Annotated in this window: 12 protein-coding genes; 11 read left to right on the top strand and 1 reads right to left on the bottom strand. The window is 53.8% G+C overall.

The window, feature by feature from the left end:
* Positions 1-262: 262 nt before the first annotated feature.
* On the bottom strand, positions 263-2,203 hold the full coding sequence (csrD, locus tag VF709_RS12960; protein ID WP_038420714.1) for an RNase E specificity factor CsrD: 1,941 nt from the start codon (positions 2,201-2,203) through the stop codon (positions 263-265).
* Positions 2,204-2,384: 181 nt separating this feature from the next.
* Here csrD and acuI point away from each other — a divergent pair, with 181 nt between their 5' ends.
* From acuI to fis, 11 genes are all read left to right on the top strand, one after another.
* Positions 2,385-3,359, top strand: coding sequence for an acrylyl-CoA reductase (NADPH) (gene acuI / locus VF709_RS12965; RefSeq protein WP_023620881.1), 975 nt, complete (start codon positions 2,385-2,387; stop codon positions 3,357-3,359).
* A gap of 77 nt (positions 3,360-3,436) precedes the next feature.
* Positions 3,437-4,438: a protein-methionine-sulfoxide reductase catalytic subunit MsrP gene (gene msrP, locus VF709_RS12970; RefSeq protein WP_038420715.1), complete on the top strand. Its 1,002-nt coding sequence runs from the start codon at positions 3,437-3,439 to the stop codon at positions 4,436-4,438.
* Positions 4,439-5,038, top strand: a complete 600-nt coding sequence (gene msrQ / locus VF709_RS12975; protein ID WP_013098990.1) for a protein-methionine-sulfoxide reductase heme-binding subunit MsrQ — start codon at positions 4,439-4,441, stop codon at positions 5,036-5,038.
* Positions 5,039-5,271: 233 nt separating this feature from the next.
* Positions 5,272-5,724, top strand: a complete 453-nt coding sequence (gene aroQ / locus VF709_RS12980; RefSeq protein ID WP_013098991.1) for a type II 3-dehydroquinate dehydratase — start codon at positions 5,272-5,274, stop codon at positions 5,722-5,724.
* A 21-nt stretch (positions 5,725-5,745) separates the two neighbouring features.
* Entirely contained in the window at positions 5,746-6,210 is a 465-nt protein-coding gene (gene accB, locus VF709_RS12985) for an acetyl-CoA carboxylase biotin carboxyl carrier protein (protein WP_013098992.1), read from the top strand.
* Between the two features lie 10 nt (positions 6,211-6,220).
* Positions 6,221-7,570, top strand: a complete 1,350-nt coding sequence (accC, locus tag VF709_RS12990) for an acetyl-CoA carboxylase biotin carboxylase subunit (RefSeq protein WP_003860388.1) — start codon at positions 6,221-6,223, stop codon at positions 7,568-7,570.
* 108 nt (positions 7,571-7,678) lie between these two features.
* Positions 7,679-7,921, top strand: coding sequence for a YhdT family protein (locus VF709_RS12995; protein WP_013098993.1), 243 nt, complete (start codon positions 7,679-7,681; stop codon positions 7,919-7,921).
* Positions 7,911-9,362, top strand: a complete 1,452-nt coding sequence (gene panF / locus VF709_RS13000) for a sodium/pantothenate symporter (protein ID WP_020687390.1) — start codon at positions 7,911-7,913, stop codon at positions 9,360-9,362. The genes VF709_RS12995 and panF overlap by 11 nt, the downstream gene beginning before the upstream one ends.
* An 11-nt stretch (positions 9,363-9,373) precedes the next feature.
* Positions 9,374-10,255: a 50S ribosomal protein L11 methyltransferase gene (prmA, locus tag VF709_RS13005; RefSeq protein WP_149896918.1), complete on the top strand. Its 882-nt coding sequence runs from the start codon at positions 9,374-9,376 to the stop codon at positions 10,253-10,255.
* A 329-nt stretch (positions 10,256-10,584) separates the two neighbouring features.
* Positions 10,585-11,550 carry a tRNA dihydrouridine synthase DusB gene (gene dusB / locus VF709_RS13010; RefSeq protein ID WP_440231694.1) on the top strand — a complete coding sequence of 322 codons (966 nt, stop codon included), beginning with the start codon at positions 10,585-10,587 and terminating at the stop codon, positions 11,548-11,550.
* Positions 11,551-11,573: 23 nt separating this feature from the next.
* Entirely contained in the window at positions 11,574-11,870 is a 297-nt protein-coding gene (gene fis, locus VF709_RS13015; protein ID WP_000462905.1) for a DNA-binding transcriptional regulator Fis, read from the top strand.
* Position 11,871 lies beyond the last annotated feature (1 nt).

Here is an 11,871-nt window from a genome sequence, read left to right on the forward strand (position 1 = left end):
GCTGGGGCGGAAAACAAAATCCGCTTACTTTACCAACCACACGCAGCAGCGACAAGGCGCAAAAATCACCTGCTGCGGTGAAAATTTGTGCAGTACGTTTCCTTCTGTTACAAATTCATCCCCTGACTCCCTCAGGGCTGAGTACACAGTAGCGTTCCTCACTTTCATTTGTAACCCGCTAAAGGTCGTTCACTGGCTTTTTGCTCGTCATACTCAAAGCTACAGGCGCGATATTCTACGTGAAAACAGCGTAAACGGCAGGTCAAACAGAGTATCTTTGCAAATATTTTTTCACATTGGTGTCAAGCGGCTGAGAGGCGGCAAAAAAATCCCCCTGACCACCCATCACACCACGCTCTGTCAACATCTGCCATTCGCCTCTGGAGCGCACGCCCGTGGCAAATACTTGTGTTCGCGTTCCCTTACACGCTTCCACCAGACTCTGCACCAGCAGCTGGTTTTCCGTGCGCTTTTCAATATTCCTGACCAGCCCCGGATGTAGCTTTAATAATTCCACATCCAGCTCCTTGATCCAGCTGGTACTGACCAGCGTCAGGCCCGCCTGTGTCACCGCCACACGCGCACCCAGCGCATTGATCAAACGTACCACCGGACGTAACCGGCTGATGTGTTGACCAACATCCGCCTCTGCAAGTTCAAAAATAATGTGTTTGCGTTGCGATTTTTCGCATTGCATTAATGTATCGCGCAGCCAGCGTTGAAAACGCGGGCGAATTAACGACTCGACGGTCACCTGTAATGCCAGACTTTCTTCAGGCCAAAAAGATAAAAACGGAATCAGTCGGCTAATTTGCTGACGGTCATACTCTTCGGAGAGTCCAAATTGCAGGACCATCGGCAGATATTCCGCTGAAATAACCTCTTCCGTGCCGTCAAAAATGCGACACATTAATTCACGGTGGTGAACATGGCCGTTTTTCATCACCGCTGGTTTTTGATAAAGGCGCGGGCCACCGCGGCTCAACATTTGTTCAATCAGGGTACGCCAGCGCACATTGCCACGCCCTTTCTCAGGCAGGGAATCGTCATATACCGCCCAACCGTTCGCCCCTTGCAGCACCGCGTTTCGGGTTGCCGCTTCCGCATGCTCCATCACCTGTTCAGTTGACTGCCCGCCGCGCCAGGCGCAGATCCCCATATGCACCATATCATCCCGGTCAAGCATTTTGCTCTGCGGCAGCGCATCCACCGCCTTCAGCAACTGGCTGGCGATGCTCTCCGACTCCTTAAGTGTGCGATGGGGTAACAACACCGCAAAGTCGCTGCGGTGATAGCGCGCCAGCAGCGCGCCGGGATAGCGCATAATAAAAGTCGACAGCAAGTTGATGAGCGTAAAGAGGTTCTCTTCCGCCACGCGGCGTCCCCAGGTATCGCGCAGGAGATCGAAATCCGGCAGACGAACCATCATGACGACCCCGTGCGTTCCTACCTTTTCCGGGTCGTCCAGCAGCGTGGCCAGTTGATTATCAAAGAACAGGCGGTTATTCAGACCGGTTTTGTTATCCTGCGCGGCATAGGAACGGATCAGCGTATCCATGCGGCTGCGTTGATCGCTGGCGAACTGAATTTCGGAAAGCAGCGTGTCCAGCGCGCTGCTGGTGCTGGACGGCCACTCATAGACCGACCCCCGCACCTGCGGACCGCGCTCCCCGTTAAGTATTCGCACGGAGCGGTTTTCCAGCAGCTCCTGACCGGAGAGCTGACGGCGTAGCCAGCGAACCGCAAGAAAAATCAGCAGGACAATAAAGGCGACGGCAACGGTGAGTGGCGCGGTGGTCATCATCGAGCGGAAATAGCTGGCCATGGGATCGAGGTAGACCAGGCGTATCGTCATCCCCGGATTTTTAAGGGAATGGACATTCACTTCCCGATACTGGCTCACGACGCCCGCAGGCCGATAGCTCCCCTGACGCTGATGGCTTAATACCGGATGCTTTCCCTGCGCGATGTCGACCTGCACAATATCAACCGGTACCATCAATTCATCCAGCTCGCGGGAGAGTTCCGGTAGCGGAGTGGTAATCAGACGCGTATCAATAACTGACGCAACAGACTCAACCCGGTTGACCAGCTTATCCTGAATGGCGTTATAAAAGCTCAGGGAGCAGCCAAGGAGCGTGACAAAAATGGTTAACCCCGTCAGCAACGTGATAAAAGCTGAGAACTTCGTCGTTAATCGCATCCTTGAGATTACTCCGTGGGTTGATGGGTAGCGAGTAAGCGCTAACTTGCATTTCAAATGCGCCATACTACCAAACCTGGTGTATCTGGCAATTTATTGCGTTAAATCGGCATAGCGTTTCATTGAGCGAGTATAGTCTTCAGAACGAATTTTCCAATCATCAGAATAGTGAGGATCCTGTATGCAGGCTTTGATCTTAGAACAGCAGGACGGCAATACCGTTGCCTCGGTGCAAGCCCTTGATGAGAGCCGTCTGCCCGAAGGCGACGTCACCGTCGACATCGACTGGTCCAGTCTGAATTACAAGGATGCCCTGGCCATCACCGGCAAAGGTAAAATCATCCGAAATTTCCCGATGGTGCCGGGGATTGATTTTGCAGGCCACGTTCATTCCAGCGAAGATCCGCGTTTCCATGCAGGCCAGCAGGTGCTGCTCACCGGCTGGGGTGTCGGCGAAAATCACTGGGGCGGGCTGGCAACGCAGGCGCGGGTGAAAGGCGAGTGGCTGGTGCCCATGCCTGCTGGGCTGGATGGCCGCAAAGCGATGATTATCGGTACCGCAGGCTTTACCGCCATGCTGTGCGTCATGGCCCTTGAAGATGCCGGTATCCGCCCTGAGTCAGGCGAGATAGTCGTGACCGGGGCCAGCGGTGGCGTTGGCAGCACGGCGGTGGCTTTACTGCACAAACTGGGGTATCAGGTCGTCGCGGTCTCAGGCCGTGAAAGCACCCATGACTATCTGCGTCAGCTTGGTGCCAGCCGCATTCTTGGCCGCGACGAATTTGCCGAAACCCGTCCGCTGGAAAAACAGCTCTGGGCCGGAGCGGTGGATACCGTCGGAAATAACGTGCTGGCAAAAGTGCTGGCGCAGATGAACTACGGTGGCTGCGTGGCGGCCTGCGGTCTGGCGGGCGGTTTTGCGCTGCCAACCACCGTTATGCCCTTTATCCTGCGTAACGTGCGCCTGCAGGGTGTGGATTCCGTCATGACTCCGGCGGCCCGTCGTGCAGAAGCCTGGGAGCGTCTGGTGCGCGACCTGCCTGAGTCCTTCTTCACGCAGAGTGCAACCGAAATCGCCCTCAGCCAGGCGCCGGAATATGCCGGTAAGATCATGGATAATCAGTTCCATGGCCGCGCGCTGGTGAAAATTGCCTAATCTTCAAATTTTCGTGACATATTCGCGCTAATCCTTCTCCTCCGTCATGCTTAGAAAAACGCATGACGGAGGATGCCATGAAAACCCGAAAACTGACGGAAGCCGACGTAACGTCCGAATCTGTCTTTATGTTACAGCGCCGCCAGATCCTGAAAATGCTTGGCATCAGTGCCACCGCGTTGTCGCTCACACCTGCGGCTCACGCTGATTTGCTCGACTGGTTTAAAGGCAACGATCGGCCAAAAGCCCCTTCCGGTGCCCCGCTCACCTTTACGAAACCTGCCGAGTGGCAAAACAAACTGACGCTCACGCCAGAAGATAAAGTCACCGGTTATAACAACTTCTACGAATTTGGGCTTGATAAAGCCGATCCTGCGGCCAATGCAGGCAGCATGAAAACCGATCCGTGGACGTTGAAAATTGACGGCGAAGTGGCAAAATCCTTAACGCTGGATCATCACGATCTCACCACCCGTTTCCCGTTAGAGGAACGCATCTATCGTATGCGCTGCGTGGAAGCCTGGTCGATGGTGGTACCGTGGGTAGGTTTTCCGCTGCATAAGCTGCTGGCAATGGTTGAACCCACCAGCAATGCGAAATATGTCGCATTCCAGACGCGTTACGCCCCGGACGAGATGCCAGGCCAGAAGGACCGGTTCATCGGCGGTGGGCTTGCATATCCTTATGTAGAAGGATTACGCCTTGACGAAGCCATGCATCCTCTTACCCTTCTGACCGTCGGCGTTTACGGTAAAGCGCTCCCGCCGCAGAACGGCGCCCCCATCCGGCTAACGGTACCGTGGAAATATGGCTTCAAGGGCATTAAATCGATCGTCAGTATTAAGCTCACCCGCGAGCGTCCGCCCACAACATGGAATCTCGCCGCGCCGGACGAATACGGTTTCTTCGCCAACGTGAACCCACATGTCGATCACCCACGCTGGTCGCAGGCGACGGAACGGTTTATCGGTTCTGGCGGGGCGCTGGATGTGAAGCGTCAGCCCACGCTGCTTTTTAACGGCTATGCGGATGAAGTTGCGTCGCTCTACCGTGGCCTCAATTTACGGGAGAACTTCTGAGTGCGTTTAACGGCAAAACAGGTAACCTGGCTGAAAGTGCTGCTGCATTTAGCCGGGTTGCTCCCGTTTATCTGGTTGTTCTGGGCCGCCAGCCAGGGGCTCTTTAGTGCCGATCCGGCTAAAGATATCCAGCACTTTACTGGTCGGATGGCTCTGAAATTTTTACTGGCGACCTTGCTGGTTTCGCCGCTGGCGCGCTACGCTAAACAGCCATTATTGATACGCACACGTCGGCTATTAGGGCTATGGTGTTTTGCCTGGGCCACGTTGCACCTGACCAGCTACGCGCTGCTGGAACTGGGGATTAACAACCTGGCACTGCTGGGCCGCGAACTGGTCACGCGTCCTTATCTGACGCTGGGCATTGTCAGTTGGCTGGTGTTGCTGGCATTAGCGCTGACATCTACGCAATATGCGCAGCGAAAACTGGGTAAGCGCTGGCAGTTGCTGCACAACTTCGTCTATCTTGTCGCGATCCTCGCACCCATCCATTATCTGTGGTCCGTGAAGATCCTCTCGCCTCAGCCCATCCTCTACGCGCTGCTGGCTTTGGCGCTTTTAGCATGGCGTTACAAGAAGTTCCGCCAGTGGTTACGATAGTTCGCGAAACTGTGCGTTTTCCCGCAGATTACTTATCAACCGCCATTCTTTTTCGGATAGCGGTTGATAATCTTCCCTGATAAGACCAGTATTTAGCTGCCAAATGCTACGAAATCGTTATAATGTGCGACTTTGGTTTTCCTGAATGCATTTTAGGAAAGTCATCAGGTGACTTTCGCGTTTCAAAGGTATATTTTGGTTTTTACCCGAGATTCGCAGGAGATAGCGACACAATGGCAGAAAAATTCCGAATCTTAGTTTTAAACGGACCGAACCTGAACATGCTCGGCACCCGTGAGCCAGAGAAGTATGGCACGCTGACATTGAGTGAAATTGTTAACCGTTTGGGCACGGAAGCAGCGTCACTGAATGTGGATTTGGATCATTTTCAGTCAAACGCGGAGTACGCACTCATCGACCGTATTCATCAGGCTAAAGACACTGTGGACTATATCCTGATCAATCCGGCCGCGTTTACGCACACCAGTGTTGCTATCCGCGACGCACTGCTGGCGGTGAGTATCCCGTTTATCGAGATCCACCTCAGCAACGTGCACGCCCGAGAGCCGTTCCGCCACCATTCGTATCTGTCGGATATCGCCGCTGGCGTTATCTGCGGACTGGGCGCAGACGGTTATTCATACGCTTTACAGACAGCGGTAAAACGCCTGTCACAATCACACTAAACAAGAGTACGGAACCCACTCATGGATATTCGTAAGATTAAAAAACTGATCGAGCTGGTTGAAGAATCAGGCATCTCCGAACTGGAAATTTCTGAAGGCGAAGAGTCTGTACGTATCAGCCGTGCAGCCCCAGCCGCTAGCTTCCCGGTAATGCAGCAAGCTTATGCTGCGCCAGTGCAGCAGCCTGCGCTCTCTGCAGCCGTTGCACCAGCCGCAACTGAAGCCGCACCTGCCGCTGCAGCAGAAATCAGTGGTCACATCGTACGTTCCCCAATGGTTGGTACTTTCTACCGCACCCCGAGCCCGGACGCGAAGGCGTTCATCGAAGTGGGTCAGAAAGTCAACGTAGGCGATACCCTGTGTATCGTTGAAGCCATGAAAATGATGAACCAGATCGAAGCAGACAAATCAGGTACTGTGAAGGCGATTCTGGTCGAAAGTGGTCAGCCGGTAGAATTTGACGAGCCGCTGGTCGTCATCGAGTAACGAGGCGAACATGCTGGATAAAATTGTTATCGCCAACCGCGGCGAGATCGCACTGCGTATTCTTCGTGCCTGTAAAGAACTGGGCATCAAGACTGTCGCTGTGCACTCAAGCGCGGACCGCGATTTAAAACACGTATTGCTGGCGGATGAGACGGTCTGTATCGGCCCGGCTCCGTCCGTAAAAAGCTATCTGAACATCCCGGCAATCATCAGCGCCGCTGAAATCACTGGCGCGGTGGCAATTCACCCGGGTTATGGCTTCCTCTCCGAGAACGCCAACTTTGCTGAGCAGGTTGAACGCTCTGGCTTTATCTTCATCGGCCCGAAAGCTGACACCATCCGCCTGATGGGTGACAAAGTGTCTGCAATCACCGCGATGAAAAAAGCCGGTGTTCCAACCGTTCCAGGTTCTGACGGCCCGCTGACTGACGACATGGATGCAAACCGTGCTCATGCTAAACGCATTGGCTACCCGGTGATCATCAAGGCGTCCGGCGGCGGCGGCGGTCGCGGTATGCGCGTAGTGCGCAGCGACGCTGAACTGGCACAATCCATCTCCATGACCAAAGCGGAAGCGAAAGCAGCTTTCAGCAATGATATGGTGTACATGGAAAAATACCTGGAAAACCCACGCCACATCGAAATTCAGGTGCTGGCAGACGGTCAGGGTAACGCTATCTATCTGGCAGAACGTGACTGCTCCATGCAGCGTCGTCACCAGAAAGTGGTCGAAGAAGCACCAGCACCGGGCATTACCCCGGAACTGCGTCGCTACATCGGCGAGCGTTGTGCCAAAGCGTGTGTCGACATCGGCTATCGCGGGGCGGGTACCTTCGAATTCTTGTTCGAAAACGGTGAGTTCTACTTCATTGAGATGAACACCCGTATTCAGGTTGAACACCCGGTTACCGAAATGATCACCGGCGTTGACCTGATCAAAGAGCAGCTGCGTATCGCTGCCGGCCAGCCTCTGTCCATCAAACAGGAAGAAGTAGTGGTCAAAGGCCATGCGGTCGAGTGCCGTATCAACGCCGAAGACCCGAATACCTTCCTGCCAAGCCCGGGTAAAATCACGCGTTTCCACGCGCCGGGTGGCTTTGGCGTGCGTTGGGAGTCTCATATTTACGCCGGTTACACCGTACCGCCGTACTATGACTCAATGATCGGTAAGCTTATCTGCTACGGCGAAAACCGTGACGTGGCGATTGCCCGCATGAAGAACGCCCTGCAGGAGCTAATCATCGACGGTATCAAAACCAACGTTGATCTGCAGATGCGCATCATGAGCGACGAGCACTTCCAGAATGGTGGGACGAACATCCACTATCTGGAGAAAAAACTCGGTCTCAACGAGAAGTAAGAAAGCATCTATGCTAAAAGGCCGGTTTAACCGGCCTTTTTTATTTCTGGGGATCGTCAAGGCCCATCATGTACAATCCCCGCTTTCTTCATCCACAAGGGACAAAAAATGGACAAACGTTTTGTTCAGGCCCATAAAGAAGCGCGCTGGGCGCTGTGGCTGACCCTTCTCTATCTTGCCGCATGGTTGGTAACCGCTTACTTACCTGATTCTGCAATTGGCATCACCGGCCTGCCTCACTGGTTTGAAATGGCCTGTCTGCTGGTACCGCTGATTTTTATCCTGCTGTGCTGGGCAATGGTGAAATTCATTTATCGCGATATCCCGCTGGAGGACGACGATGCAGCTTGAAGTCATTCTGCCGCTTATCGCGTATTTGTTGGTCGTGTTTGGCGTGTCCGTGTATGCCATGCGCAAAAGGGCAACCGGCACCTTCCTGAACGAATATTTCCTCGGCAGCCGTTCAATGGGCGGCATTGTGTTAGCGATGACGCTCACCGCCACCTATATCAGCGCCAGCTCATTTATTGGCGGTCCCGGGGCAGCCTATAAATATGGGTTAGGCTGGGTGCTGCTGGCGATGATCCAGCTCCCGGCTATCTGGCTTTCGCTGGGTATACTCGGCAAGAAGTTCGCTATTCTGGCGCGTCGCTATAATGCCGTGACGCTGAACGACATGCTGTTTGCCCGCTACCGCAGCCGTTTACTGGTATGGCTGGCAAGCCTAAGCCTGCTGGTCGCCTTTGTGGGTGCGATGACGGTGCAGTTTATTGGCGGTGCACGTCTGCTTGAAACCGCAGCAGGGATCCCTTACGAGACTGGCCTGCTTATCTTTGGGATCAGTATCGCGCTTTATACGGCGTTTGGTGGATTCCGCGCCAGCGTACTGAACGACACCCTGCAGGGCATGGTGATGCTCATCGGAACCATTGTGCTGCTGGTGGGGATTGTCCATGCGGCAGGCGGCCTGAGCCATGCTGTTGAAACCCTGGAAGCGATTGACCCGAAACTGGTCACTCCAGAGGGCGCAGATGACATTCTTTCACCCACCTTTATGACCTCCTTCTGGGTGCTGGTCTGCTTCGGCGTCATTGGACTGCCGCATACCGCTGTACGGTGTATCTCCTATAAGGACAGTAAAGCGGTCCATCGCGGCATTATTATCGGGACCATTGTGGTGGCGATACTGATGCTGGGAATGCATCTGGCGGGTGCATTAGGTCGTGCGGTGATCCCAGATCTTACCGTGCCCGACCTGGTGATCCCTACCCTGATGGTTAAAGTCCTGCCACCCTTTGCTGCCGGGATTTTCCTTGCCGCACCGATGGCCGCCATTATGTCGACGATCAACGCTCAGTTGCTGCAAAGTTCCGCTACGATTATCAAAGATCTCTATCTGAATTTGCGTCCCGAGCAGTTGAAAAACGAACGACGCTTAAAGCGGATGTCTGCGGTGATCACGTTGTTATTAGGGGCGCTGCTGCTGCTGGCCGCCTGGCGTCCACCGGAGATGATCATCTGGCTGAACCTGCTTGCGTTTGGCGGCCTTGAAGCTGTTTTCCTGTGGCCTCTGGTGCTTGGCCTGTACTGGGAACGCGCGAATGCTGCGGGCGCGCTAAGCGGCATGATTGTTGGCGGTGTCGTGTACGCCGTGCTCGCCACCTTTAAGATCCAGTACCTGGGCTTCCATCCAATTGTGCCTTCGTTACTGTTAAGTTTACTGGCGTTTGTGGTGGGGAACCGTTTCGGTCAACCCGTCCCACAACCCGCTATGATGTCTACTGATAAATAAAGAGTTTTGCCATGCCGTGGATCCAACTAAAACTGAACACAACCGGCGCTAACGCCGAAGAGCTGAGCGATGCGCTGATGGAGGCCGGCTCGGTCTCTATCACCTTCCAGGACACGCATGACACGCCGGTCTTTGAGCCGCTGCCGGGCGAAACGCGCCTGTGGGGCGATACCGACGTGATTGGCCTGTTTGATGCCGAAACAGACATGAAAGAAGTGGTCGCGATTCTGGAACATCATCCTCTGCTGGGCGTGGGTTTTGCGCACAAAATCGAACAACTGGAAGACAAAGACTGGGAACGCGAGTGGATGGATAACTTCCACCCCATGCAGTTTGGCAAGCGTCTGTGGATCTGCCCAAGCTGGCGCGAAGTTCCCGATGAAAACGCGGTCAACGTGATGCTCGACCCGGGTCTGGCATTCGGTACCGGCACCCACCCAACCACCTCACTGTGCCTGCAGTGGCTGGATGGCCTGGATCTGGAAGGGAAAACCGTGATCGACTTCGGCTGTGGATCCGGGATCCTCGCCATTGCCGCACTGAAGCTGGGTGCCGCAAAAGCCATCGGGATCGATATCGATCCGCAGGCTATTCAGGCCAGTCGTGATAACGCCGAGCGTAACGGCGTTTCCGATCGCCTTGAGCTGTATCTGCCGGACGCGCAGCCAGAGGCCATGAAAGCCGATGTGGTGGTCGCTAACATCCTGGCAGGTCCATTACGCGAGCTTGCACCGTTAATCAGCGTGCTGCCCGTTGAGGGCGGTCTGCTGGGGCTTTCCGGGATCCTGGCAAGCCAGGCTGACAGCGTTTGCGAAGCCTACGCCGATCTCTTCAACCTCGATCCGGTGGTGGAAAAAGAAGAGTGGTGCCGCATCACGGGCCGTAAAAAATAAGAACATTTTTCGTACTGAGATGATGTTCTAAAATGCGACGCAGATCGCATAGAAGCGGGAGAATCTGCTGCTAAAAACAGCAGAATATCCCGCTCAACGGATTCATTTTTTGAGAAATGATGAGAAGTTACGGGAAATTGTAAGCGGTCATAAAATCGCCGTTAATACATAACATAATGATTTAAATAAAAAATAATTTTCATCATTGTGACTGGGTGGCGATTCCTTGATCTACAACAGTGGATTGTTCAAAGTTTGGCCTTTCATCTCGTGCAAAAAATGCGTAATATACGCCGCCTTGCAGTCACAGTATGGTCATTTCTTAACTCATGCGCATCGGACACCACCAGCTCAGAAATCGCCTGATCGCAGCCCCAATGGCAGGTATTACCGACCGGCCGTTCAGGACGCTGTGTTATGAGATGGGAGCCGGTTTAACCGTTTCCGAGATGATGTCGTCTAACCCGCAGGTCTGGGAAAGCGATAAATCCCGCCTTCGGATGGTGCACATTGATGAACCAGGTATTCGCACCGTGCAAATCGCCGGAAGTGTGCCTGAAGAGATGGCAGATGCCGCGCGGATTAACGTGGAAAGTGGCGCCCAGATTATTGATATCAACATGGGTTGCCCGGCCAAAAAAGTGAATCGCAAGCTTGCAGGTTCAGCCCTTCTGCAATACCCCAACCAGGTGAAGTCAATCCTGACGGCGGTTGTCAGCGCAGTGGACGTTCCTGTTACGTTGAAGATTCGCACGGGTTGGTCGCCGGAACACCGTAACTGTGTAGAGATTGCCCAACTGGCCGAAGACTGTGGCATTCAGGCCCTGACCATTCATGGACGCACTCGCGCCTGTTTGTTCAACGGTGAAGCTGAATACGACAGCATTCGGGCAGTTAAGCAGAAAGTTTCCATTCCGATTATCGCGAATGGCGACATTACTGACCCGCTTAAAGCCAGAGCTGTGCTCGACTATACGGGAGCTGATGCTCTGATGATAGGACGTGCAGCTCAGGGAAGACCCTGGATCTTTCGGGAAATCCAGCATTATCTGGACACTGGGGAGCTGCTTGCCCCGCTGCCTCTGGCAGAGGTTAAGCGCTTGCTTTGTTCGCATGTTCGGGAACTGCATGACCACTACGGCCAGGCAAAAGGGTACCGAATTGCGCGTAAACACGTCTCCTGGTATCTCCAGGAGCACGCTCCAAATGACCAGTTTCGGCGCACATTCAACGCCATAGAGGATGCCAGCGAACAGCTGGAGGCGTTGGAGGCATACTTCGAAAATCTTGCGTAATGAAATAAAGAGCTGACAGAACTATGTTCGAACAACGCGTAAATTCTGACGTACTGACCGTTTCTACCGTTAACTCTCAGGATCAGGTAACTCAAAAACCCCTGCGTGACTCGGTTAAACAGGCACTGAAGAACTATTTTGCTCAACTGAATGGTCAGGATGTTAATGACCTGTATGAGCTGGTACTGGCTGAAGTTGAACAGCCACTGTTGGACATGGTGATGCAATACACCCGCGGTAACCAAACCCGCGCTGCGCTGATGATGGGTATCAACCGTGGTACTCTGCGTAAGAAACTGAAAAAATACGGCATGAACTAAT

Source organism: Enterobacter sp. Lyrl_3 (genome assembly GCF_051948675.1).
GTDB lineage: Bacteria > Pseudomonadota > Gammaproteobacteria > Enterobacterales > Enterobacteriaceae > Enterobacter > Enterobacter cloacae.

Bases quoted from the DNA above. Each gene is read 5' to 3' on its own strand.
- msrP (WP_038420715.1), top strand. From the start codon at position 3,437: ATGAAAACCCGAAAACTGACGGAAGCCGACGTAACGTCCGAATCTGTC.
- dusB (WP_440231694.1), top strand. From the start codon at position 10,585: ATGCGCATCGGACACCACCAGCTCAGAAATCGCCTGATCGCAGCCCCA.
- prmA (WP_149896918.1), top strand. From the start codon at position 9,374: ATGCCGTGGATCCAACTAAAACTGAACACAACCGGCGCTAACGCCGAA.
- acuI (WP_023620881.1), top strand. From the start codon at position 2,385: ATGCAGGCTTTGATCTTAGAACAGCAGGACGGCAATACCGTTGCCTCG.
- VF709_RS12995 (WP_013098993.1), top strand. From the start codon at position 7,679: ATGGACAAACGTTTTGTTCAGGCCCATAAAGAAGCGCGCTGGGCGCTG.
- csrD (WP_038420714.1), bottom strand. From the start codon at position 2,203: ATGCGATTAACGACGAAGTTCTCAGCTTTTATCACGTTGCTGACGGGG.
- accC (WP_003860388.1), top strand. From the start codon at position 6,221: ATGCTGGATAAAATTGTTATCGCCAACCGCGGCGAGATCGCACTGCGT.
- panF (WP_020687390.1), top strand. From the start codon at position 7,911: ATGCAGCTTGAAGTCATTCTGCCGCTTATCGCGTATTTGTTGGTCGTG.
- aroQ (WP_013098991.1), top strand. From the start codon at position 5,272: ATGGCAGAAAAATTCCGAATCTTAGTTTTAAACGGACCGAACCTGAAC.
- fis (WP_000462905.1), top strand. From the start codon at position 11,574: ATGTTCGAACAACGCGTAAATTCTGACGTACTGACCGTTTCTACCGTT.
- accB (WP_013098992.1), top strand. From the start codon at position 5,746: ATGGATATTCGTAAGATTAAAAAACTGATCGAGCTGGTTGAAGAATCA.